Below are 24384 nucleotides of genomic sequence, written 5' to 3'. Positions count from 1 at the left end.
GTGGATTCCTGACGACGCCGATCGAACATTAAAAAAATTGTAGAGAATTCCTATGGATGCCACAGCACTCTGGCAACGCTATCAAGACTGGCTTTACTATCACTCTGGATTGGGACTTTACCTCGATATCAGTCGCATGGGATTCGACGACGCTTTCGTCGCCACAATGAAGCCCAAATTTGACAAAGCTTTCAAAGACATGGCAGCTTTAGAAGCAGGTGCGATAGCCAATCCCGACGAAAACCGCATGGTGGGCCACTACTGGCTGCGAAACCCTGATTTAGCTCCAACTCCAGAATTAAAACAAGAAATAGTCGAAGGCATATCACAAGTCGAAGCATTTGTCAAAAAAATTCAAAACCGCGATATTAAACCGCCCTTTGCTCCGCAATTTACCGACATAATTTCGATCGGCATCGGTGGTTCGGCCCTCGGCCCCCAATTTGTCGCCGAAGCTTTATCCCCAGACATTCCGCCCCTAGCAATACATTTTATCGACAACACAGATCCCGCCGGGATCGATCGCATCCTTAACAAAATCAAAGACAAACTCGCCAGCACCTTAGTAATTACTATCTCCAAATCCGGCGGCACCCCCGAACCCCGCAACGGGATGATCGAAGTTCAAAAAGCCTTCGCCGCCGAAAAACTGGATTTTGCCAAACAAGCAATTGCCATCACCGGAGTTGACAGCCAACTAGACAAATTAGCCAAATCCGAAGGCTGGATTACCACTTTTCCAATGGCAGATTGGGTGGGAGGACGCACTTCCGAATTGTCAGCAGTCGGACTTTTGCCAGCAGCTTTGCAAGGCATCGACATTCGGGCGATGCTCGACGGCGCTAAAGTCATGGACGAAGCTACCAGAACCACCGAAATCAAACATAATCCCGCCGCCTTGTTAGCAATGTCCTGGTATTTTGCTTGCAACGGACGTGGCGAAAAAGATATGGTAGTTTTGCCGTATAAAGATTCACTGCTATTGTTCAGCCGGTACTTGCAGCAATTAGTCATGGAATCGATCGGCAAACAGGAAGATTTAGACGGCAACACAGTTCATCAAGGAATCGCAGTTTATGGCAACAAAGGCACCACCGACCAACACGCCTACGTCCAGCAACTGCGAGACGGCGTGGCGAATTTCTTCCTAACATTTATCGAAGTTTTGCAAGACAGGCAAGGCATTTCCCCAGAAGTAGAAACTGGCGTCACTTCAGGAGATTATTTGTCGGGTTTGTTGCAGGGAACTCGACAAGCTTTGTACGAAAATCACCGAGATTCCATTACTGTCACAATTCCCCAAGTCAACCCTCGGACAGTAGGAGCATTAATCGCCCTCTACGAAAGAGCCGTAGGTTTTTACGGTTCCTTGGTGAATGTCAATGCCTATCACCAGCCCGGGGTTGAAGCAGGCAAAAAAGCAGCCGCTGCTGTATTGGACTTGCAGCAACGGGTACTGCAAGTGCTCAAAGACTCCCAAAAACCTCTGTCTGTAGCAGAACTAGCAAAAAAAGCAGGAAGACCAGAGCAAATCGAGACAATTTATAAAACTCTGCGACATTTGGCAGCCAACGGGCGCGGCGTAGCTTTGGAGGGCAAATTAGGACAACCGGCTACTTTAACTGCAAGTTATCAAGAGAATTAAACAGTAGAATTAAACATTAAAAGTGAAATTAGTCACTTTTAATGTTTAATTTTTAATTCCCCCATGCCATTAACGATTCTGGTTGCTGACGACGATTTCGCGACTCGCTTGTCAATTACCGATTATCTAGAAATTACCGGATACTCTGTAATCGCTGCTGAGAACGGCAAAGAAGCTTTAGGCTTGGTAGATGAATTTCAGCCGCACTTGATTGTTACCGACATTACAATGCCCCAGATGGATGGCTACGAATTCGTGCGGCGAGTTCGGACTCGTCCCTCTTTCCGCTTGCTGCCGGTGATTTTTTTGACGGAACGCACGAGCACGCAGGAACGGATTCGCGGCTATCAGATGGGGTGCGACAATTATCTGGCTAAACCTTTTGAACTCCAGGAATTGGGGGCGGTTATTCGCTCTTTGCTCGATCGCTACGCTCTCATCGCTCAGGCCCCCTCTCGTTCCCCCGAACCCGAACCAACGCCAACAGAGGCACGCAGCAGAGCCAATGACAAGCCAGAAGCAGATTTTTTAACTCAAAAGTCAAACACAGGCGATTCCCTACGGGATAGCTCCGCTTCACGGGCATCTCCCAGCCAAAATGCTCCGAGTTTGACGCAGCGAGAGCGACAAGTGCTAGATTTGCTGACAGAAGGTCTTTCTAATATTCAAATAGGCTCCACACTCCACCTCAGCCCTCGAACGATCGAAAAGCACGTCAGCAGCTTGTTCCGAAAAACTGAAAGCAACAATCGAGCAGAACTCGTTCGCTTTGCTATGGAACACCATTTAGTCAGATAACCGCCAACGCTCTGGGAAAGAAAATTACCTGCACTTACTACGCTGAATAAATAACATCATGGTCAACAATTACTTAAAAAATCAGAAAATTCTATATGCTGTAGCATTAGCAGCTTCTATAATTTTCTGTATTGCCATGACCTCCATGGGAATCACCAAGTATTACAGCGTTTTACAGGGTGGAGACAACTATAACGATTTCCCTACCAGCGGTTTCAGCCTCATCCGAATTCTAATTAACGGTTCCTACTTGATAGCAACAGTTACATATATTATCTGGTTAATTCAAAAAAAACAGACAAGTTCCAGCTTTCTAGATATTTGCAAGTATGCAATCCCCTTTCTGGCACTGGCCCTCATAACTTATCCCCAAAGCAGTGACATTTATATGTACTTGCATTACGGAGCGATGAGCTTACATAAAATTAATCCTTACCTGAATAATTCCGATACCTTAATTTCTAACGTATCTCCCTTCCTCCACTGGGGGCAAACTTCTACCTACGGCCCCGTTTCTTTATTCTTTTTTGCCCTATCAGCACTTGGTGTACCAATTAGCCCTTTACTAGCAGTTTATATTTTTAAAATAATCTGCGTGTTGGTACACGCGCTCAATAGCTACTTAATTTGGCGGTTGCTAACAAATTCTGAAAACCGTAACCTCATAACAATCGCTTATTTAGTCAATCCCATGCTATTGAATGAGCAAATAGCTAATGCTCACCTCGACGTTTTGCTGGCTAATACATTGATTGTTTTAATAGGATGTATTTATTACCAACGTTATGTTTTTGCAATTTTGGCAATTTGGGTAGGTTTTTTAATAAAAACCTTACCTATAATTTGGCTACCCTTAGTTGCTGCTTTCCTCTGCAAGCAGCGTCGGTGGAAAGATTTAGCAGCATCAGTCTTGCTTTCTTTATTAATTATCGCGGTGATAACTTATACATTTATGCCAACCGTTTCAGCTTGGAGAAGTCTTTTAAATCCAGGAACCGCCGGGGCGACGGCTCGATCGTTTCACCATGCAATCAATTTATTTATGAATTTTTTACCCAATGTAAATGTTGAAACTAGGAAAAGTATTCTATTATTAGTCAAATATTTTGCGTATTTAAGCTGGATTGTTTACTATACAGGAACGTTAATGAAATCATTATTCCGCAAAAAATATTCGGAAATTAATTTGGTATCAGATATTGGATGGACGACTCTCACTTTGTTTTTGTTTGCTACACCTTGGCTAATGCCTTGGTATCCATCTATTTTGCTGCCAATTGCGGCTTTGAGTATCAATTCTCCCCATTTTGTATTGACAAGTTTAACTTTTTCGTTGTCACCCAGTCTCATTTTGGGAGCGGGATCGGGAACAACTGTGATCTCCCTAGTTACGAGTTTTGTTAGCGTTGTCCCCCCTACAGCATGGCTAATATTCGGGCGGAAAAAGGCACTTTTTTAATTTAAATTGATTGCTGACCGCCAACTGTTAATTTTTCTTGACTGACAACGTACTCCAACAAACCCTCGCAAGCATCGTGCAGCAAATCAATTACTCGATCGAATCCCTCCGGGCCACCGTAGTAAGGATCTGGCACTTCTTTAAGGTCGTATTTCTGGCAAAAATCGCACATCAGCCGCACTTTATCTTTATACTTTCCAGCCGCATCCAGGGCAAGAATATTGCGATAATTTTCTCGATCCATGGCCAGAATCAAATCAAACTTTTCAAAATCGTTTTTGGAAAATTGGCGGGCTTCGCCTAGCAATTCAATGTCTCGCTTCCTCGCCGCCAATGCCATCCGCCTGTCAGGGGGGCTGCCAATGTGATAGCTAGCAGTTCCGGCAGAATCGCAGGTGATGCGATCGCTCAAACCAGCTTCTTTAATTAAGTGATTCATAATATTTTCTGCTGAGGGCGATCGGCAGATATTTCCGAGGCAGACAAACAATAATTTAGTCATTAGTCATTAGTTATTAGTCAGTCAACAGTCAACAGTGCTAATTTGTAGGGTACGTCGCTTTCAGAGTCAATCTGCAAGTTCCATCGAACATGGAGCAGCGACGCACCTTACTAGAGCGGTTTTCCAGAAAGTTTAATCAATCAGTCAACAGTCAACAGTCAACAATTGACTAATGACTAATGACTAATGACTAACCGAAACCGGGGAGATTTAGTCCACCGGTGAGTTCTTCCATTTTCTCCCGCATCGTCATCGTAGACTTAGCGTAAGCATCCTGCATCGCCACCGTGACGAGTTCAGAAACCACATCAGCACCTTCACCGAGGGCATCCGGTGAGATTTCCACGCGGCGGGGTTCTTGGTTGCCACTGAGAAAAACCTTGACCAAGCCGCCGCCGGCTGTTCCCTCAATTTCCATTACATCCAACTCTTCTTGGAGCTTTTTAGCTCCTTCTTGAACCTGCTGAGCTTTTTTGAAAGCTTCAGTCAGTTCTTTCATTTTTCCCAGGCCGAAGCCAAATCCTTGTCCTGATTTTGTCATAACTACTTTTTGATGGTGTGTGGGTTGGCAGTCTGCCGTTTCCGTATTACTTCAATGATGCCTTAGAAGGGAAACTCTCCCAGTATTCTAACTTCTGGCTCCAACAACAGCGACCACCGCTGCTCGACTTGCTGTTGAACGTGGCGGATCACTTGAAAAATATCATTGGCTGTTGCCGACCCGCAGTTAAGAATAAAATTAGCATGGCGCTGAGCTACTTGTGCGCCGCCGATCTGATATCCCTTCAGCCCCGCTTGTTCGATGAACCAACCGGCCGTCTTGGGGCCTGGGTTACGGAAGACTGAGCCACAGCTCGGTAAGTGATAAGGTTGAGTTGTCCGTCGCTGGCTGAAATGGTCATTAGTTTCTGCCATTACTTGCGATCGGTCAAATCCCGGCTGTAACTGGAAAGTCGCTTCTGTTACTAGCCGATCGCCCCCTTGCAGCACCGAAGTCCGGTAGCGGTACTCCAACTCTTGGGGAGTCAGAATTTCCACCTTACCACCAGGGGATAGGACGCGAGCGTTGACCAGAATATCAGCAGTACAGCCTCTGTGAGCGCCTGCATTCATGACCACAGCCCCTCCCACCGTACCGGGTATGCCGACGGCCCATTCTAGACCTTTCCAGCCCCGTTTAGCCGCCAACCAAGCGAGGCGGGGAATTGACTCTCCCGCCCCCGCTGTCACTTGACCTGTTTCTGGATTAAAATTCACCTGTTTCAGGTAGCGAGTGCCGACGACCAAACCGGACAAACCCCGATCGCTCACCAACAAATTAGAACCCGCACCCAGCAGAGTCACCGGCACTCCTTCATCGTGTGCCCAGGCAAAACTCGCTTGCAAAGCCTCCATACTGCGGGGAGCAACGTACCACTCGGCAGGGCCGCCGACTCGGAACGAAGTCAGGCCCGCCAGGGAAACTTGGGAATTAATCTTGCAATCAGTTCCCCGCAAAGAAATAGGAGAATACACTCGCCGATTGTCCTTAACAGAGGAGTCATTCGAGATAGTCACCATCTTGAAAATCCTTAAAAATACCTTCGCTCGAAGACGTGGTTGAAAATTCGTTTAGCTAACTTATGTGGCCGCTTTGAGCGAGCCGTCCGACAGAAGTTTCGGCACAACGTGCCACGCCATAATGTCGATCAACTCTACTCAGTTCGCGAGCTAATCGGGGCGATCGGCTTGTTGATAAAAAGCCATAACCTCTGGAATAATCTGATTCAGATTACCAGCGCCCAAAAACAGAGCCAAATCCCCCGGTTGCAGATTTTTGGTTAAAAACTTAGTGACTGACTCTAGGGAAGGCGCAAACTCAACATCTCGGCCTTCTTTAGCAATCAAATCAGCAACTTGCTGCCCGCTAATTTCTCCTAAATTTGGTTCCCCAGCACTATAAATATCGCAAGCCACAACCAAATCAGCATCCCCAAAAGATTGAGCAAATTCTGGCAAAAATGTCAGAGTCCGGCTGTAACGGTGGGGTTGAAAAATTGCAACCACTCTTCGGGATTTGGGATTTTTTTCGCTACCTTCGATCCGCAAGCGAGCCGCCGCCAAGGTGACACGAATTTCGCTAGGATGGTGAGCGTAGTCGTCCACAAACAGGATGTCATTGTGAAAACCCCGCACCTCAAAACGGCGGCGAGCTCCTTCAAAGCCAGCAATCGCTTTGGCAATGGCCGAAAACTCTAACCCCAACAATCGGCCCACTGCTACCGCAGCTAGTGCATTGCTGAGATTGTGTGTGCCCAGCAACTTCAACTCCATTTCCCCTAGGAAAGTTCCTCGCTCCCAAATCCGGGCCTTGGTGCTTTCTGCTCCGTACTCCACGTCCGAAGCCGTGTAGTCAGCACCGCTGTCCGGCTGCAAGCTGTAGCTGACATGAGGCTGAAGGGAATCTTTGACGATTTGATCGTCAATGCAGCCCACCAAGGTTTGACAGTTTTGGGCAAACACCTTAAATGTGTCTATTACCTGGTCAAGGGTATCGTAATGGTCTGGATGATCCAGTTCCACATTCGTCACTATGCCAATTTTGGCTACCAGCTTAACGAGAGAACCGTCGGATTCATCAGCCTCGGCCACTAAGTAGGGCCCTTCCCCCAAACGGGCATTGCCTTCCCAAGCATTTACCTCGCCTCCTACTACGATCGTCGGGTCTAGACCCGCCGCCATCAGCATGAAGCCGATTAAGCTGCTAGTAGTAGTTTTGCCATGAGTACCGGCTACGGCTATGCTTTGATAATCTTGAATTAACGCTGCCAACACATCCGATCGATGAAAAATCGGACAGCCCAAATCTAAAGCAGCTCGATATTCGGCATTGGCTGGGTGAATAGCCGTCGAACATACTACTTGAGGCAATCCCGGAATTGCTTGGGCGCTTGAACCGTTGCCGTTCAATTGGAGAGCTTCGGCTGTCGCGACAGAAGTCCCTACCGTACCCCCGACTATCGAGGATACTGCCCTTTCCTGTTGCCCGCAGTCGGGACTGCTACCGTTAAGGGCCGTTTGAAATAGTTCAAAATTGCTGGCGTCTTGACTCCAAAAAATATGAGCTCCCATTCCTTGCAAGCGCTCGGTTATGTGACTCGATTTAATGTCGGAGCCGTACACAGGCAACTTGCGTTTAGCTAGAATGTAGGCAAGGGCTGACATCCCAATCCCACCAATGCCGATGAAATGAAATGGTCTACCGCTAAAATCAACAGAACTCGGCATCTTTGCTCCTCACACACCACACCACGCCAATAACACGCGATATCATATCAAGAATTGTTTTTTCAGGATACAGTTCGCTAGAGATTTTGTACAAAATTCTCTGCGCGTCCCTAGATTTGCGGGACTTGTAGAGATGTTTGTCTTGTATCCTATATGACTTAGTACCGAGTAGTTTTCCGGAACAGTCACAGCTCGAAAATTGCAGGTAACAGAAAACGGGGTCTGGGGTCGGGGTCAATAGACTAATTTTGGGTGATTGCATACTCCTGCATTCTTTCTATTTCGATCCGCCTGCTGTGCTGGGATACGGCAGCAAAAGCCCCACAACCTTTCTACCAAGATTGAGGGTAAAACCCATAAGGATTTACAAACACTACCACGAACAACAAAATTTCGCTCATTTTGTAGTCATTTATCTAGTTGTACGGTCATTTTTTCTTGAAAGTCAGAGATTGACACGAGCGCAGCTATAGTATATATTCTTACTTTATTGTATATATACAAGGTATGCAGTTAGTCGAAATAGTCGCAAAGCCATAGATCAAACCAAATCATTGGTTTGATAGAGAAGCCGATCGACGCTTTTGGCAGTCCTTAAAATTTTTACCACTGCGCTAAGTATATCTACCCTCAAAACTTTTTCGGTCGCCCACAAACGAATGCTCAGGCGGTCGATCGCGCACTCAAAACAAGTTGGGATTAATATTGGCAAGGTTAATCATCCAGTCCCGCACCCAATCCGACGCTGAAACATGGTTTTTTAAGTCTTATTGAAGGTTGGAACGAATTAAGGGGGTTGAAAAAACCGGTTTCAGCGTCCAGGGCGATCGTTGAAACTAGCGTCGTCCAGGGGTTTGTCCCCGATGTGAAGCGAGGGTTTTCTAATAAACGAGCTTATGGTTAAAAGTGTATAAACATAAAAGTGGCGCGATGTCTGTATTAATCCTGATTTTGGGGAAATATGGGGAAAATAGCGATTTTGGGGGGGACTTTTGACCCGGTTCACTGGGGTCACGTGTTGGTAGCCGAGACGGCTGCGAGTCAATTTGCTCTCGATCGAATCATTTGGGTACCGGATCGCTCTCCTCCTCACAAAGAGCGCCCGGATTTGGCAAGTTTTGAGCGGCGGCGGGAAATGCTGGCTTTGGCAATCGCCGATCGGCCTGACTTCCTAATTTCGCCGCGGTCGGCCAATCCCAGAGGCAGTTGTTTTGCGATCGACACCTTGCTGTATTTGCAAAAATTGTATCCCGGCGATCATCGCTGGTACTGGATTATTGGTAGTGACGCACTCCTTACTCTCCCCAAATGGTACCGGTGCGGCGAAATTGCCGGGTTGTGCGACTGGTTGGTGGCCCCGCGTCCGACTCAGGGAGATCGAGAGACATCAGAAAGCGGGGAGATTGGGGAACTGTCAGAGTGGGGAGATTGTCCGAGTGGAAAACCCATCGATTCCGGGGGAGACAGGATGCAGGTTCAGGCAAATGCTGTGGGCCGACGAGTTGCCGAACAAATGGCTCTTCTGGACGTGAAAATTCGCTGGGAGGTGCTGTCCATGGCTGCGATCGAGATTTCGTCGAGCCACATCCGCCGCTGCTGCGCCGAAAGTCGCAACCTCCGCTACTTAGTCCCGGAAGTTGTACAAACTTATATTGCTGCCCATCAGCTTTACCAGTAACCAGCGGCAGAAAGCCTAATGCCTTCTGCCTTGCAATTTCAGCCTTCTAGAAAAGTTCAAGCTTTTTTGATCGACACAAAAAGTTAGAAAGGATCGACCTTTGCGATATGATCTTGTCTCATAAGTCAATTCTTAAATTTTTCCAAAATTTAAGCCTGAGCTAAGGGCTGCCATCGTTAGGAGGTACTAAAGTGATTCGAGTCGCGATCAATGGTTTTGGACGTATCGGGCGCAGTTTTGCGCGCTGCTGGCTGGGCAGAGAAAACAGCCAGCTAGAGTTGGTAGCTATTAATGACACTTCCGATCCCAGAAGTAATGCTCACTTGCTGAGATACGATTCCATGATGGGAACGTTGAAGAATGTGGACATCAGTGCGGATGAAAACTCCATTACTCTCAACGGCAAGACAGTTAAATGCGTGAGCGATCGCAACCCGCTAAACTTGCCTTGGAAAGATTGGGGTATTGATCTGATTATTGAATCGACCGGTGTCTTCGTTGACCAAGCTGGTGCATCGAAGCATATCACTGCCGGCGCTAAAAAAGTGCTAATTACCGCTCCCGGCAAGGGTTCTGAAGTTGGCACTTATGTGATGGGAGTCAACCACCACAACTACAAGCACAGTGACTACACTGTCATCAGCAATGCTAGCTGTACTACCAACTGTCTGGCTCCTGTACTGAAAGTGCTTCACGAAAATTTTGGCATCGTCAAAGGCATGATGACCACTACCCACAGCTATACTGGCGACCAGCGCTTGCTGGATGCCAGCCACCGCGACTTGCGGCGGGCCCGGGCGGCAGCAATGAATATTGTGCCGACTTCTACCGGAGCAGCCCAAGCTGTGGCTTTGGTGATTCCAGAATTGAAGGGCAAGTTAAATGGTATTGCCATGCGCGTGCCGACTCCCAATGTGTCCGTAGTTGATTTTGTGGCTCAGGTAGAGAAAAAGACTTTTACCGAGCAAGTAAATCAAGTGTTCAAAGAAGCTGCCGAAGGCTCCATGAAAGGGATTTTGGAGTACAACGATTTGCCTTTAGTTTCATGCGACTATCGCGGAAGTGATGCTTCTTCGATTCTGGATTCCAGCTTAACGCTGGTGATGGATGGCGATATGGTAAAGGTTTTGGCTTGGTACGACAATGAGTGGGGCTACAGTCAGCGGGTGGTTGACTTGGCTGAATTGGTCGCCGAACGTTGGGAAGCTTAATCCGAAGGTAGAAGGCATTAGTCATTCGGCAGAAGGTGAAAAATGCTGACATTTTGTACTTTTGAGTCGATTTCTAGCTGACTGGTTATTTCTGTTTTCGAGCGGTAGAGACTTTTGGCAGTCGATAGTTGGCGACGAGTAGAAGATGAAATATAGTAGGGACAAGGCACTGCCGTCCCTACTATATGCTTATGCTGCTACTCCCAGCTATCTATCGAACTTTTTGCAATCATACTTCGATCGGGCTTTTGGGTCTGTTTGATGATAAATTTGTTGTTTGTTTTTAGTAAGCGCTTAAACTTGCTCTGGTAATTCCTCGGAAAATCCCAAATATTAAAAATAACAAAAATTCCGACTAAAAAAGTTAAAAACCTGGAAAAATAGCAAGAGCTACGGTATAGCTTTGAAAGCAAAATGTGATATGAAAAAAGCGTTAATTAGCGGTATATCAGGTCAGGACGGAGCTTATTTAGCTAAACTGTTACTTGATCGAGGTTATGAAGTTTGCGGCACCTCCAGGGACGCCCAAATGTCTAGTTTCGGAAACCTGGCCCGTTTGGGCATCCGAGACAGAGTAAAACTAGAATCCATGTCTCTTAACGATTTTCGCAGCGTCTTGCAAGTGCTTGCCAAAATAGAGCCAGATGAGGTGTACAATCTAGCAGGTCAAAGTTCCGTCGGTCTGTCTTTTGAACAGCCCGTAGAAACCCTCGAAAGCATTGCCACAGGCACATTGAATCTCTTAGAAGCAATTCGGTTTACAGGGGGAAAAATCAAACTTTACAACGCCAGTTCCAGCGAATGTTTTGGGGATACCGGAGGCAGTGCAGCGGATGAAAATACGCCTTTTCGCCCCAGAAGTCCCTACGCCGTGGCAAAAGCAACGGCATTTTGGGAAGTAGCGAATTATCGGGAAGCGTACAATTTGTTTGCCTGTTCTGGTATTCTGTTCAATCACGAGTCCTCGCTGCGGCCGGAGAGGTTTGTTACCCAAAAGATTGTATCTGTTGTGTGCAGAATTGCGGCAGGTAGTTCCGAAAAACTGCATTTGGGAAATATTTCAGTGCAGCGGGACTGGGGTTGGGCGCCGGAATATGTGGAGGCGATGTATTTAATGTTGCAGCAGAAAGAACCGGACGATTATGTAATTGCCACGGGTGTAAGTTATCCTTTGGAGGAGTTTGTGCAGACAGCGTTTGTTTCTGCTGGTTTGGATTGGCAGGAACATTTAGTAACCGATGCGAGTCTTTACAGACCGACGGAGATTGCAGTTGGGAGGGGAAATCCCGGTAAGGCGAAGCAAAAGTTGGGATGGGAGGCCAAATATAAAATGCCCGATGTGGTGCGGATGATGGTGGAAGCGAGGATGGGTAAGGTGTGAGGATTTTTTCAGAAAATATAGCTCTTTGTTTGCAATAAATACCTGTTGTGAATTATCAGCGGTTGTGTACCCTTTTCAAGATGTGAAACAATGCAAGTAGTTTTATTAGCCGGCGGTTTGGGGACACGTCTCCGAGAAGAAACAGAATTTCGTCCTAAGCCCCTAGTAGATGTGGGGGGGTATCCAATTCTATGGCACATTATGAAGACCTATGCCCATTACGGTTTCCGGGACTTTATTGTGTGTTTGGGCTACAAAGGCAACATGATTAAGGAGTATTTCCTCAATTATGAAGCTATGAATAATGATTTTACTATTTGCTTGGGTCGCCAGAATTGCATTACTTATCACGAGGATCATAAAGAACAAGATTTTAAGGTGACACTGGCAGAAACTGGCTCGGACACTATGACTGGGGGACGGGTGAAACGTGTGGAGAAATACATTACTGATGATACCTTTATGGTGACATACGGTGATGGAGTTGCGGATATCGATATTGGAGCTTTGGTGGATTTTCATAAGGCTCATGGTAAGCTGGCAACTGTTAGTACAGTTCGTCCGATATCCCGATATGGTATTTTAGATGTGGACAGCCAAGGCAAAGTTCTGGAATTTACGGAAAAACCTCAAATAGATGGCTGGGCTAGTGCAGGATTTTTGGTACTTCACCGCAGCATATTTGAGGCTTTGAGCGGGGATGATTGTTTTTTTGAGCGAGAGCCACTAGAGCAGTTAGCGGCCCAGGGACAATTGATGGCGTACCGCCACGAAGGTTTCTTTTTTGCGATGGATACTTACCGCGAGTATAAATATTTGAACGAACTTTGGGATAATGGAGAGGCTCCTTGGAGGGTGTGGGAATGAGTGAATTTTGGCGCGATCGATCGGTATTGGTGACAGGTTGCACAGGTCTTTTGGGTAACTGGTTAGTAGCTGAGTTGCTGGAAAGAGGAGCTTTGGTAACGGGATTAGTCCGTGACTTGGTTCCCCAATCCCGACTTTATGCTGGAGAGTGGTATCGGCAAATTAATACCGTTCGCGGTTGTGTCGAAGATTTGCCAACGGTAGAACGAGCGATTAATGAGTATGAAGTAGATACGGTGTTTCACCTAGCAGCTCAGACAATTGTGGGAGTTGCAAATAGAGAGCCTCTGGCAACTTTTGAAACGAATATTAAAGGCACTTGGAATATTCTAGAAGCTTGTCGCCGGGTTGGAGGTGTGAGTCGAATTGTCATAGCATCCAGCGATAAAGCTTATGGAGACCAGCTTGTGTTGCCTTATAGCGAAACAACCCCCCTGCAAGGAGAACACCCTTATGATGTTTCTAAAAGCTGTGCTGATTTAATCAGTCGGACTTATTATGTTACCTATGGTTTGCCGGTTTGCATTACTCGCTGTGGGAACTTTTACGGAGGCGGAGACTTAAATTTTAATAGGATAGTTCCCTCTACAATTAGATCGGCATTACGAGACAAGCCGGTAGTCATCCGCAGTGATGGCACTTTTATCCGGGACTATTTCTATGCGAAAGATGGGGTTTTAGCTTATCTCCATTTGGCAGAACAAATGGACAGGAAAGAAATTTTGGGAGAGGCATTTAATTTCAGCAACGAATTGCAAATTTCAGTGCGGGGCATGGTAGATAAGGTTTTGGAATTGATGGACAAGACTCATTTAGAGCCTGTCGTATTGAATCGGGCTAAGAATGAAATCAAACATCAGTATCTCTCAGCAGATAAAGCGCGAAAAATGCTCGGTTGGGAGTCTAAGTATCCTCTAGAAGAAGGGTTGAAAGAAACAATTGAATGGTATACAAACTTTTTGAAAGAGGAAAATACCTGTGTCATCAGCGTGTGATGGAGGATTTCTATGACTCTGGTTTTAATTTTATTTCTCTTATTTGATAGTCAAGGGGTCTAATTCTGTGCCATCTAAATGTCGTTTTTGCAGTCACGCATTGGAGCATACTTTTGTAAATTTGGGGATGTCGCCGCTGGCGAATGCTTTTCTGTCTCAAGAGCATCTGAATTGTGCAGAGAAATTTTATCCGCTTCATACTTATGTCTGTGCTAATTGTTTTTTAGTGCAGTTAGAAGAGTTTGAATCCCCGGATAGCATCTTTAGCGATTATGCTTATTTTTCTTCCTATTCAGACTCTTGGTTGCGCCATGCTCAGAAATACACTGATTTGATGGTGGAGCGCTTTGGATTTGACGAAACCAGTCAGGTAATTGAACTCGCTAGCAATGATGGGTATTTACTCCAGTATTTTCACCAGAAAGGAATTCCCGTATTGGGGATTGAACCTGCTGCAAATGTAGCTAAGGTGGCTGAGGAAAAAGGGATTCCCACTTTAGTCAAGTTTTTTGGTGTTCAAACGGCTAAAGAGTTGGTTTCACAAGGCAAACAGGCAGATTTGTTGCTGGGAAATAATGTGTTGGCCCATGTGCCTGACTTGAATGATTTTGTGGCGGGAATGAAAATTCTCCTGAAACCAAACGGCGTCTTGACAATGGAGTTTCCTCATATATTGCAATTAATTCAAGACAATCTGTTTGACACGATTTACCACGAGCATTTCTCTTATTTTTCGCTGTTGACGGTTGAGAAAGTTTTTGCAAGTCACGGTTTAACTTTGTTTGATGTGGAGGAATTACCGACCCACGGCGGTTCTCTGCGGATTTACGGGAGGCATGAGGATTTTGAGAGTATAGCAGTTGGCGATCGCATTTCCCAACTGAAAGCTAAGGAAGTGCAAGCAGGGCTAAATCAGATTGAAATTTATGTAGGATTTGGCGAACAGGTTAAGTCTACGAAGCGCCAAATGCTCAGTTTCCTAATTGATGCCAAAAACCAGGGCAAATCAATTGCCGGCTACGGTGCGCCGGCGAAGGCTAATACGCTGCTGAATTATTGCGGTATCCGCACGGATTTGATTGATTATACGGTCGATTTAAGCCCGCACAAGCAAGGTTTGTTTTTGCCTGGGACTCAGATTCCGATATATCATCCAGACAAAATTCGGGAGACTAAGCCAGATTATTTGGCGATCTTGCCTTGGAACATTAAAGATGAGATAGTAAGTCAGATGGATTATATCCGCGAGTGGGGAGGTAAGTTTGTGGTGCTGGTTCCTCAAGTGGAGGTGATAGGGTGAAGTTTACTGAAACAAAGCTTAAGGGAGTTTATGTTATTGAGGTAGAACCCATAGCAGATGAGAGGGGATTTTTTGCCCGCAGTTGGTGTCAAAAGGAGTTTGCAGAACATGGTTTGAATCCTAACCTAGTGCAGTGCAATATTTCTTTTAACCTGAAGAAAGGTACTTTGCGGGGGATGCACTACCAGGCTACACCTCACGAGGAAGCGAAGTTGGTTAAATGTATCAAAGGGGGAATTTATGATGTAATTATAGATTTGCGTCCCGATTCTCCTACTTTTAAAGAGTGGTTTGCGATCGAGCTAAACTCCGAAAATCGTAAGATGATATATATTCCTGAAGGGATGGCTCATGGCTGTCAAACTTTGGCAGATAATACTGAGGTTTTTTACCAGATGTCGGAATTTTATTATTCTGAATTAGCAAGGGGAGTGCGGTGGGATGATCCAACTTTTAGTATTGAGTGGCCGGAGATATCTCAGCGTGTAATTTCGGAAAAAGATCGCAATTTCCCCGATTTTGTGCTATGAAAAAAGTCCTGGTTACGGGGGCAGGGGGTTTTGTTGGCCGACACTCGATCAAGACTCTGGTGGAACGGGGGTTCGAGGTTCATGCTGTAGCTTCTAAGACTTTGCCGACTTTAATTTCTGACTGTACGTGGCATCTGGCAAATTTGTTAGATCATACATCCATTAAAGAGCTAGTTTGTAAAGTCAAGCCAACACATTTGTTGCACTTTGCCTGGTGTTATACTGTACCCGGTCAATATGGGAAATCTGAAGATAACTTTTTGTGGGTGCAGGCAAGTTTGGAATTATTGAGGCAATTTCGAGAGCAAGGTGGCTATCGGGCTGTGATAGGTGGAACCTGCGCCGAGTATGATTGGAATTATGGTTATTGCTCGGAATTTGTAACGCCGAGAAATCCAGATACTCCTTACGGTATTTGTAAAAAAGCTTTGCAGGAAATGGTGAATTGCTATTCGGAGACGACAAGTCTCAGCATTGCTTGGGGACGTATTTTCTTTCCATACGGTGCTTACGAGTATCCAAATCGGCTGGTTTCTTCAGTGATTCTTTCTCTGTTAAAGGGAGAGCCTGCTCGCTGCTCTCACGGTAATCAAATCCGGGATTTTCTGTATGTACAGGATGTTGCTGATGCTTTTGTGGCTCTGTTGGAGAGTGAGGTGACGGGTGCTGTTAATATTGGATCGGGACAGCCGATCGCGATTAAAGATGTGGTCTATAAAATATCGGATGTAATCGGGCGATCGGATTTAGTGCAGTTAGGTGCTATTGCGTCTGCCGCGAAAGAAGCGCCTTTGTTAGTGGCTGATGTGACTCGTTTATCGAATGAGGTAGGCTGGCTGCCAAAAGTTAATTTGGAAATGGGATTAAGGCAAGCTATAATCTGGTGGAATAATTCAAATTATACAGGATTAAAAATTGAGTAAAAAGTGATGCTAAAAGATCAAAAAACTATAAATATTTCGCCGTAAATGGATCTTAAGTATGCAGAGATGCCCTGTTTGCAATTCTAACTTAATAGCCCCCTTTTTGGTTAGAGGTAGCGTACCCGTCCACCAAAACTTAGTGATGGCAGATATAATATCTGCTAGACAAATAAATCGCGGCAATCTAACTCTAGCAGTTTGTGAAGACTGTGGATTTATTTTTAATCAGGATTTTGATGGTTCCAAGTTAAGCTATGGAAAGGAGTATGATAATACCCAGACTTATTCGCCATCTTTTGAGAGTTATATTTGCGAACTTGCGCGCTCTCTAATCTATGATAAAAATGTTCAAAATTGCTCGGTTGTAGAAGTTGGCTGTGGCAAGGGTTCATTTTTAAGGAAGCTAGTAGAATCAGAGGAATGGGGAAATACTGGTTATGGATTTGACCCAAGTTATGTCGGGGCAGAAACTATTTTTGACGGTCGCCTGAAGTTTGAGAAGCGTTACTATGACTCAGAGTGTGCTAATATTCATGCTGATGTAGTTGTTTGTCGTCACGCGATCGAACATATTCCCGATCCTTTGAGCTTACTCTTTTCTGTCCGACAAGCTTTGGTTCATTCTCCCCAAGCTCGCGTTTTCTTTGAAACGCCCTGCGTCGAGTGGATACTCCGCAATCAAGTAATATGGGATTTTTTCTACGAACACTGTTCCTACTTTACGGCAGAGTCTCTAGCGACGGCTTTTGAAGTAGCGGGTTTTCAGGTTGAGAGCGTAGAGCATATATTTGAAGGGCAATATCTATGGTTAGAAGCTACTATTCCTGCCCAAAAACCTGCGGTTACGAAAAAGCCCGGATTCATTTCAATTTTAGCTAACCAGTTTGCGACATCAGAACGTGAACTGATTAGCAAGTGGGAAATTAAGATTCAAGAATTAGCTAGCCAAGGAAAAGTGGCTCTGTGGGGGGCTGGAGCTAAAGGTGTAACTTTTGCTAACACGATCGATCCAGATCGTAAATGGATTGACTGCATTATTGACCTGAACCCTAATAAACAAGGTAAATATATCCCTGGCACTGCTCACCCGATTGTCAGCTATCAGGATATAGCCGTTCGAGGAATTACAACTGCTATCTTGATGAACCCGAATTATTATCAAGAAAACCTAGTATTATTAAAGGCATCCAATTTAAACATTGACCTATTAGTGGAGTAAGTTATGAAATTGACAATTGATACGGCTGAAAAAACACTCACTTGTGAGATCGATCACCAGAAGCAGGTATTAGACCTTTACACAAAAGAGGCTTTTGAACTGATATCGCTTCAGTGGGTTAAAGTTGGATGGAATCAGAAATATTCTTACACATTTAGTTGGTTTGGTCGCCCTTTGCTGCAACTCCCTGAAGATTTGATTCGCATTCAGGAAGTTATCTATCAGGTTAAACCGGATGTAATTATTGAAACCGGGGTGGCTCATGGTGGCTCGCTGATTTATTATGCTAGCCTTTTTAAAGCAATAGGCAAGGGTAGGGTTGTAGGAGTTGATATTGAAATTCGCCCCCACAATCGCAAGGCTATAGAGGAACATGAACTGTCATCGTTCATTACTTTAGTGGAAGGCAGTTCTACAGATATCAGTATTGTAGAGCAGGTGAAAAAACTGGTAACTCTAGGGGAGACTGTCTTGGTGATTCTTGACTCGTGTCACACAAAACAGCACGTTGCTGACGAGTTAGAGGCTTATTGTAGTTTTGTAACACCAGGCTCCTATATAATTGCCACCGATGGGATTATGAAGGATTTGTATGATGTGCCGAGGGGAAATCCTGAATGGACTTGGGATCATCCTACAGCAGCCGCGGCTGAGTTTGCGGAGCTGCATCCTGAGTTTGTGCTGGAGCAGCCTAAATGGCCGTTTAGCGAGAGCGATTTGACGGAGAATGTAACTCATTGGCCTGGGGCGTGGTTAAAGCGAGTATAGCTAAAAGTTCCCCTAGTTTGTGAAGGGGAGCTTTTCTTTTTCCAGCCTTATTTTTCAGTGTTAAAACTATTTATTTACTTCCTCAACTCCTTGATTATCTTAATAACTTCATTGTAAATTGCTCGCCAATCACATTTATAGTTAAAGTTTTCAAAATTTTCTACACTATCATCTGGAATCAATACTTGTGACTGAAAAGTTTCAATGTGTGGGTGATTTTGTTGGTTCAGATACATTTTTCCCCAAGCAGCAATACCTTTAGTATGTGCATGTAACACACCAGGCTTATGAGCTATCCATGCGGTGAAAGTTGTTCCTGCTCCAAGGGGTGATATATGCAAATCTACATTCAAAGTCCAAGCAACTGTTTCGTCAACTGTGGAACCGATAGAACTATATACTTTGAGGTCAGATGGTATCATATCTAGTATTTCTGCCATCAATTTTTTTTCTTTTTCAATGGCTGACCAACTCCCGCTAGAAGCATCTTCCTTTCCTGTCAAAGACCAACCATCAAAGACAACTGCTAAATTCGGATAATCTAAATACAGGTTATTAATAATACTGGCTATGCCTTCTACTTGATTGAGCCATATTCGAGAGTGAGCGCGAATTTGTATCAAAATAACAGGAAAATGTCTTTCTTGAATCTCTTTCACTTGCTTCAAAAACTCCTGAGAACACCTTTGAATTGATGATCGCTTTATCCTGTTAAATAAATTATCATCCATAAACCCTGTGCCTAGCCTAAATACAAAATGATTTTTTTCGACAATGGTTTTGAAAACACTATAGGTGTCTTGATGTGGAATAACATCATCATAATGAGTAATAGAATTTAAAGGAATTTCTGGAAAAAGATGCTCAATACTAAAGTATTCATAGCCACCAACGAAAAAATCATAATTATCAACAATTTCACGCTTACACAAATACTCAATACCCGTCAATTCATCCCAAATATGATGTCCAATATTAGTATGAAAACCAACCACTAAAGTCATTTTTCTACGGGGACTGGATAAGTAAGATTTTACCGACGACCAACAACTAACTAGATAAGCCTTTAAGTGATTTATATTTTGAGTACCTACATATAGTGATGCTTCCCCCCCGAATCTAATAAGCATATCTAGGTTAGGAATGTAAATGCCTATTTTATCACCTCTTTGACAACCTGTCAGCAAGTAAAATACCTCTTTCCCTACAAAACGGTAAGCAAAAACCTCTCTGTGACTCCCAGGAATTAGGAAAGATTGATTAGATCTCAAAATTTCACCACTAAAAGGACATACACAATAAATATAACCAGTCTCTACGATGTTTTTTTCATAAGGGAAAACAGGAGGTTTGATTTTTTCTGGCTGTGATACCTTGTGAAAACCAAATTTATGAGCATATATCTGCTCAGTAAAACAATCCTGTTGATTTGCTATTAAATGGAGATTAATTACTGGCAATCTAGCCCTTTGTAAAAAATTAATGTCTTCCTCAGCCAAAGCACCAATGTTAATAACTTTATACTTGCTTGTCTCCCTGAAATATTCATCTACTTCTTGTAAGCTAATTTCTATTGAATAATTTGGATTAGTTTTATCAAGTGTATCTAGTTGATTTAATCCCTTCCATAGACTTTCGTATAGATATGATTTATCAATTTGTGTCTGTAGTGCCTGTTCAAAAAAAATCACAGCCTCATTCATCAAACCAAGCTGTGATAACTGGCTAGCTATATTATAAAAATATTTCCTGCCATCAGAAATATTTTTAAAACTATTTTGATAGCAATCTAGTACCACCTGAATTTGTCCTAGCTTTATCAATAAAATGGCTAAATCATTAGCCTCTAAAATCATCTGTCGATCTAAATTCTCAATCTCTACCGCCTTTTGATAGCAGTCGATAGCTAGATCCATCTTGTTTTCATGTCCTAGCAGTGTTCCCAGCTTAATAATTTGTCGGCACACTACATTGGCTTCATTGTGATAACGCTGTTTTTTTAGTAATTTCGCTAAATAGTAATGAGCTTCATAAGAATTTTGGTTTAATTCAACTGCACGCCTAAAAATGGTAGTAACGTCTTCGATCTCTTCAAAAAAGTTTTCCATATATCTCCAGTAGGCAATTTCTTGTTCCAATAATAGGCTACTACTTGATTTGTGCTTGTACTCAGGGGACTGCGTGAAATTATTGACTAAACCTAGACGAATACAACCCTTACAAATAGCATTATTCCAGTGTTGTACTTCGACAGGCGCAGGATGACGCTTTAAGTAGACGCGATACACCTCTATGATAAAATCTTCATTGCTAAGGTGTTTAGTTACTTGTACAAATTCTTCATCGTTTTTGCTTCGATTGGGTTCAACTTCTGGTGGATTATTTTGTTGTAGTTTATTGACTATAGTTTGCTCATAATTAGAATCGAAAAGTAGAGATGCCAAGTGAAATTTAGTTGATAAGTAAGTTTTACCTAATTGAAAATGAGCCTCAAAAGATTCTGGATTCAATTGGCAGGCGCGACGATAGGAGGTTATCGCCTCTTCCCCCTGCTCAAGTTTTATCAATAGCTTCCCTAACTGCAACCAAACTTCCCAGTTATCTGGCTGAATTTCTAGGAGCTTGCGGTATGCTTGCACATCATCGGGATTTAGCTCAATGGCTCGACGGTAAGAAACGATCGCCCCCTCCAAATCTAACAGAGTTCGCTGTTGCAGCACCTCGCCCAGGCGATAATGAATCCAATCGGCATCTGGATTTAGCTTTATGGCTTGCTCATAAGCAACAATCGCCTCATCTAACCGGCCCAGTTTCACCAAATTCTGCCCCAATCCGCAGTAAGAACCGAAATGTTGCCGATTGAGTTCAATGGCTTTACGGAAAGCCGCTGCGGCCTCCTCGGGTTGCAGTTGCTGAGCTAGAGCATCTCCCAAGTGATGATAAGACCAAGAAAAATCCGGCTTGAGTTCTATAGAGCGACGGAAAGCTGCGATCGCTTCCTCGAATTGACCGAGTTTTACGAGAGATTCCCCTAAATTGTGGTGAGACCCAGAGAGATCAGGATTTAGCTCAATGGCACGGTGGTAAGCCGCGATCGCTTCCTCCAGCTTGCCTTGCTGAGTCAGGGCTTGCCCTAATTGGTGGTAAGACCAAGAAATGTCAGGATTTAACTCAATCGCATGGCGGTAAGCCGCGATCGCTTCGTCTAAATTGCCCGACTCTAGAAAATGATCTCCTTCGTGGATATGGGTTACAGCCGTTTTCTCTGCATTCATTTTGAATAAGTGCCACTTGTGATAAACTTGCAACGTAGTTGATTTTAACTTAAGTGTGCGAGCAAAACAAGAACTGCCATTGCTGATTTAGGGTATGAAAGGCGAAATATGCAAGTCATAGAAACCAATATCCACACAACTTCGGGATTTTCAAGTTATTTTTTTCATACCCTAATTAAGCAACGCCAACAAGAACTCACTGGACTGACCTGACCCTACTCAAACACAGTAAAATACTGAATTGAGGATTTACGGTTGACATGGGGAACATTTTGCGAGCGCTACCAGTCAGTCCCCACTGACGCAACTTCCCTTGGGTCGAGGCAATCTAGCCAATAACAACGAAAAATTAGGAGACGAAGTACAAAATGCACCAAGTCGTGCAGATGATAGTAGATGAAATATCTTACAGGAAAACATTTGTTTCAACAAAATTCATAGAGGTATATAGGTATTATTGTGGTTGAACTAATTGCCGTTAAGGAGGGACTAAAATGACAAACTGGAAAAAAACATTTTTATTTAAAGGAAAAGAGTTATATTACAATCGCATACCGTATAACAATCCGTCGGAAAGAGCGGTTGAAGTTTCGATTGGGTTTAACTTTCTGATTAATCTCCCAAATTCAGACCGTGTTCTAGAAGTGGGGAACGTACTTTCGCGCTATGAAAGCTCACTCGGCGAAAAGATGGGGGTTATTAAAAGAAGAATTATAGACAAATTTGAAATAGATATAGGTGTGGATAACGAAGATTTAATGACACTTGAATCCGAGGAAAAATATGATGCTATAGTTTCAATCTCTACCGTAGAACATATAGGTCAGGGACTTGCTCCGTTCGGTGCTTACGGTGAGTCTACAGAAATTGGTGATCGGGAAGCTCCACTGAAGGCAATCGCGAAGATATACGATTTGCTGACTATTGAGGGAAAAGCATTGATTACAGTTCCCTTTGGAGTCCTTACGGATGGAGGATGGTACATTCAGTTCAGCGCGCAGTATCTGGCACTATTAAAAAAATATGGAATTCCTCAAGAAGCCATCCGTACAAGTTTCTTAAGATTAATTAATAGAGATCCCACAAAGGATAGCGTCAAAATGCTTTGGGAAGAAATAGAAGAGATAGAACTTAGTAATGTAGAGTACAACAATCCTTTCCCCTTTGCAAATGCGATTGCTGTTATAGAGCTTTGTAAGGTTTCCAACGATTTTCATTTAGACTTAAATATCGATCCTACCCCTTTGTTTTACAATAGGCCATATGAAAATCGGGTGAAATTGGCTCAAGACAAGGCGCAATTACACCCTACTCAGACAGATTTAGAGCAATACAACCAGCCAGAGTATCAAACTCAGGCGAAGGTGGAAATAATATCGGTTCATGTACCCAAAACAGCAGGAACAACATTTTATCAAGTTTTAAGTCATGTTTATGGTACAGAAGCTGTTTTCAGTGATAATGAGAATGTTCCCGAAAGTCAAATTAAACCATCTGCTTTACCAGCAAACATTAAAGTTATTCATGGTCACTTTGCCTTAGACAAGTACAAAGGCTATTTTCATAATGCTAAAAAAGTAATCTGGTTGAGAAACCCTGTAATTCGATTAATATCAAATTACTTTTTTTGGCGGATGCAAAAGGTTGGTATTCCACGCAATATGGAGTTCTTGGGAATCGTAGAGTTTGCCAATCTTCCTGGGGTGCGAAATATAGTAGCTAACTATATTGGGAAAAATCAGTTGAGTAATTTTTACTTTGTCGGAATTCACGAGTTTTTCCAGTCAGACTTAGAAGACTTAAAAACGATGATGGGGTGGAGTGATTTTAGCGCTTTTTTTAGTAATGCTAATACATTTCCTGATTATGATATTCAATTACGAAAAATATTAGATGATAACGAAATTGTCAAGAAGTTAGCACAGAGTAATAGTCTCGATATGGAACTCTATCAAGAGGGTCTGAACTTGCGAGCAAAGCGTAGGAATGAATTAGGTGGATTCCACCAGCTTCTGCAACTTAGTGAACAGTCTCAGTTGCAATTGCATCAAGAACGGAGTCAACGGGCACAATCGCAGTTGCAACTGCACCAGATTCAGGATGAATTGGAGCAATCTCAGTCGCAATTGCATCAAGCACAGAGTCAATTGGCACAATCGCAGTTGCAACTGCACCAGACTCAGGGTGAACTGGAACAATCTCAGTCTCAACTGCACCAGACTCAGGGTGAATTGGAACAATCTCAGTCTCAACTGCACCAAACTCAGACGGAATTGGAGCAATCTCAGTCTCAACTGCACCAGACTCAGGGTGAATTGGAGCAATCTCAGTCTCAACTGCACCAAACTCACACGGAATTGGCACAATCTCAGTCTCAACTGCACCAAACTCAAGCAGTATTGGCACAATCTCAGACTCAACTGCACCAGACTCAGGGAGAGTTAGAGCAATCTCAGACTCAACTGCACCAGACTCAGGGAGAGTTAGAGCAATCTCAGACTCAACTGCACCAGACTCAGGGAGAGTTAGAGCAATCTCAGACTCAACTGCACCAGACTCAGGGAGA

The 24384-nt window shown here is 44.0% G+C and carries 19 protein-coding genes; 14 read left to right on the top strand and 5 right to left on the bottom strand.

Annotation, left to right across the window (positions count from 1 at the left end; translation table 11 throughout):
- Window positions 1–52 precede the first annotated feature (52 nt).
- From Q5691_RS17515 to Q5691_RS17505, 3 genes are all read left to right on the top strand, one after another.
- Window positions 53–1645, top strand: a complete 1593-nt coding sequence (locus tag Q5691_RS17515) for a glucose-6-phosphate isomerase (protein ID WP_333345915.1) — start codon at window positions 53–55, stop codon at window positions 1643–1645.
- Between the two features lie 63 nt (window positions 1646–1708).
- Window positions 1709–2443, top strand: coding sequence for a DNA-binding response regulator (locus Q5691_RS17510; protein WP_333212971.1), 735 nt, complete (start codon window positions 1709–1711; stop codon window positions 2441–2443).
- A 58-nt stretch (window positions 2444–2501) separates the two neighbouring features.
- Complete coding sequence (locus Q5691_RS17505; RefSeq protein WP_333311088.1) at window positions 2502–3902, top strand: hypothetical protein; 1401 nt, start codon at window positions 2502–2504, stop codon at window positions 3900–3902.
- A 1-nt stretch (window position 3903) separates the two neighbouring features.
- Here Q5691_RS17505 and Q5691_RS17500 read toward each other — a convergent pair whose 3' ends face one another.
- From Q5691_RS17500 to murC, 4 genes are all read right to left on the bottom strand, one after another.
- Entirely contained in the window at window positions 3904–4404 is a 501-nt protein-coding gene (locus Q5691_RS17500) for a low molecular weight protein-tyrosine-phosphatase (protein ID WP_333212973.1), read from the bottom strand.
- 190 nt (window positions 4405–4594) lie between these two features.
- Complete coding sequence (locus tag Q5691_RS17495) at window positions 4595–4945, bottom strand: YbaB/EbfC family nucleoid-associated protein (RefSeq protein WP_006634273.1); 351 nt, start codon at window positions 4943–4945, stop codon at window positions 4595–4597.
- 62 nt (window positions 4946–5007) lie between these two features.
- The gene (gene murB, locus Q5691_RS17490) at window positions 5008–5964 is read right to left on the bottom strand and encodes a UDP-N-acetylmuramate dehydrogenase (protein ID WP_333057143.1); all 957 of its coding nucleotides are present in this window, start codon (window positions 5962–5964) and stop codon (window positions 5008–5010) included.
- Window positions 5965–6114: 150 nt separating this feature from the next.
- Complete coding sequence (murC, locus tag Q5691_RS17485) at window positions 6115–7671, bottom strand: UDP-N-acetylmuramate--L-alanine ligase (protein WP_333212974.1); 1557 nt, start codon at window positions 7669–7671, stop codon at window positions 6115–6117.
- Between the two features lie 961 nt (window positions 7672–8632).
- Here murC and nadD point away from each other — a divergent pair.
- From nadD to Q5691_RS17435, 10 genes are all read left to right on the top strand, one after another.
- The gene (gene nadD, locus Q5691_RS17480) at window positions 8633–9349 is read left to right on the top strand and encodes a nicotinate (nicotinamide) nucleotide adenylyltransferase (protein ID WP_333212975.1); all 717 of its coding nucleotides are present in this window, start codon (window positions 8633–8635) and stop codon (window positions 9347–9349) included.
- Between the two features lie 191 nt (window positions 9350–9540).
- Window positions 9541–10560, top strand: a complete 1020-nt coding sequence (locus Q5691_RS17475; protein ID WP_333212976.1) for a type I glyceraldehyde-3-phosphate dehydrogenase — start codon at window positions 9541–9543, stop codon at window positions 10558–10560.
- Between the two features lie 421 nt (window positions 10561–10981).
- A complete protein-coding gene (locus Q5691_RS17470) occupies window positions 10982–11941 on the top strand; it encodes a GDP-mannose 4,6-dehydratase (protein WP_333345911.1) in 960 nt (319 codons plus the stop codon).
- 90 nt (window positions 11942–12031) lie between these two features.
- Complete coding sequence (rfbF, locus tag Q5691_RS17465; protein WP_333345908.1) at window positions 12032–12808, top strand: glucose-1-phosphate cytidylyltransferase; 777 nt, start codon at window positions 12032–12034, stop codon at window positions 12806–12808.
- A complete protein-coding gene (locus Q5691_RS17460; protein WP_333345905.1) occupies window positions 12805–13803 on the top strand; it encodes a GDP-mannose 4,6-dehydratase in 999 nt (332 codons plus the stop codon). The genes rfbF and Q5691_RS17460 overlap by 4 nt, the downstream gene beginning before the upstream one ends.
- A gap of 67 nt (window positions 13804–13870) precedes the next feature.
- Window positions 13871–15103, top strand: coding sequence for a class I SAM-dependent methyltransferase (locus Q5691_RS17455; protein ID WP_333345903.1), 1233 nt, complete (start codon window positions 13871–13873; stop codon window positions 15101–15103).
- Window positions 15100–15633 (top strand): dTDP-4-dehydrorhamnose 3,5-epimerase, encoded by a 534-nt coding sequence (gene rfbC, locus Q5691_RS17450; RefSeq protein ID WP_333345900.1) that lies wholly within the window; start codon window positions 15100–15102, stop codon window positions 15631–15633. The genes Q5691_RS17455 and rfbC overlap by 4 nt, the downstream gene beginning before the upstream one ends.
- Window positions 15630–16556 carry an NAD(P)-dependent oxidoreductase gene (locus tag Q5691_RS17445; RefSeq protein ID WP_333345897.1) on the top strand — a complete coding sequence of 309 codons (927 nt, stop codon included), beginning with the start codon at window positions 15630–15632 and terminating at the stop codon, window positions 16554–16556. The genes rfbC and Q5691_RS17445 overlap by 4 nt, the downstream gene beginning before the upstream one ends.
- Before the next feature lie 142 nt (window positions 16557–16698).
- Window positions 16699–17775 (top strand): class I SAM-dependent methyltransferase, encoded by a 1077-nt coding sequence (locus tag Q5691_RS17440; RefSeq protein ID WP_333345894.1) that lies wholly within the window; start codon window positions 16699–16701, stop codon window positions 17773–17775.
- Window positions 17776–17778: 3 nt separating this feature from the next.
- Window positions 17779–18543: a CmcI family methyltransferase gene (locus Q5691_RS17435; protein ID WP_333345891.1), complete on the top strand. Its 765-nt coding sequence runs from the start codon at window positions 17779–17781 to the stop codon at window positions 18541–18543.
- Between the two features lie 74 nt (window positions 18544–18617).
- Here Q5691_RS17435 and Q5691_RS17430 read toward each other — a convergent pair whose 3' ends face one another.
- On the bottom strand, window positions 18618–21818 hold the full coding sequence (locus Q5691_RS17430; protein WP_333345888.1) for a tetratricopeptide repeat protein: 3201 nt from the start codon (window positions 21816–21818) through the stop codon (window positions 18618–18620).
- 494 nt (window positions 21819–22312) lie between these two features.
- Between Q5691_RS17430 and Q5691_RS17425 the strand changes: the two genes are divergently transcribed.
- On the top strand, window positions 22313–24384 hold a 2072-nt coding region (locus Q5691_RS17425), incomplete at its 3' end, for a sulfotransferase family 2 domain-containing protein (protein WP_445305834.1).

It is taken from the genome of Microcoleus sp. w1-18aA5 (assembly GCF_036701705.1).
GTDB lineage: Bacteria > Cyanobacteriota > Cyanobacteriia > Cyanobacteriales > Microcoleaceae > Microcoleus.
The sequence above is the reverse complement of the archived record's forward strand: the minus strand, read 5'-3'. Positions and strand labels throughout refer to the sequence as shown.

Bases quoted from the DNA above. Each gene is read 5' to 3' on its own strand.
- Q5691_RS17445 (WP_333345897.1), top strand. From the start codon at position 15,630: ATGAAAAAAGTCCTGGTTACGGGGGCAGGGGGTTTTGTTGGCCGACAC.
- Q5691_RS17515 (WP_333345915.1), top strand. From the start codon at position 53: ATGGATGCCACAGCACTCTGGCAACGCTATCAAGACTGGCTTTACTAT.
- Q5691_RS17510 (WP_333212971.1), top strand. From the start codon at position 1,709: ATGCCATTAACGATTCTGGTTGCTGACGACGATTTCGCGACTCGCTTG.
- rfbF (WP_333345908.1), top strand. From the start codon at position 12,032: ATGCAAGTAGTTTTATTAGCCGGCGGTTTGGGGACACGTCTCCGAGAA.
- Q5691_RS17430 (WP_333345888.1), bottom strand. From the start codon at position 21,818: ATGAATGCAGAGAAAACGGCTGTAACCCATATCCACGAAGGAGATCAT.
- Q5691_RS17500 (WP_333212973.1), bottom strand. From the start codon at position 4,404: ATGACTAAATTATTGTTTGTCTGCCTCGGAAATATCTGCCGATCGCCC.
- nadD (WP_333212975.1), top strand. From the start codon at position 8,633: ATGGGGAAAATAGCGATTTTGGGGGGGACTTTTGACCCGGTTCACTGG.
- Q5691_RS17505 (WP_333311088.1), top strand. From the start codon at position 2,502: ATGGTCAACAATTACTTAAAAAATCAGAAAATTCTATATGCTGTAGCA.
- Q5691_RS17460 (WP_333345905.1), top strand. From the start codon at position 12,805: ATGAGTGAATTTTGGCGCGATCGATCGGTATTGGTGACAGGTTGCACA.
- Q5691_RS17435 (WP_333345891.1), top strand. From the start codon at position 17,779: ATGAAATTGACAATTGATACGGCTGAAAAAACACTCACTTGTGAGATC.
- murC (WP_333212974.1), bottom strand. From the start codon at position 7,671: ATGCCGAGTTCTGTTGATTTTAGCGGTAGACCATTTCATTTCATCGGC.
- Q5691_RS17470 (WP_333345911.1), top strand. From the start codon at position 10,982: ATGAAAAAAGCGTTAATTAGCGGTATATCAGGTCAGGACGGAGCTTAT.
- Q5691_RS17440 (WP_333345894.1), top strand. From the start codon at position 16,699: ATGGCAGATATAATATCTGCTAGACAAATAAATCGCGGCAATCTAACT.
- murB (WP_333057143.1), bottom strand. From the start codon at position 5,964: ATGGTGACTATCTCGAATGACTCCTCTGTTAAGGACAATCGGCGAGTG.
- Q5691_RS17495 (WP_006634273.1), bottom strand. From the start codon at position 4,945: ATGACAAAATCAGGACAAGGATTTGGCTTCGGCCTGGGAAAAATGAAA.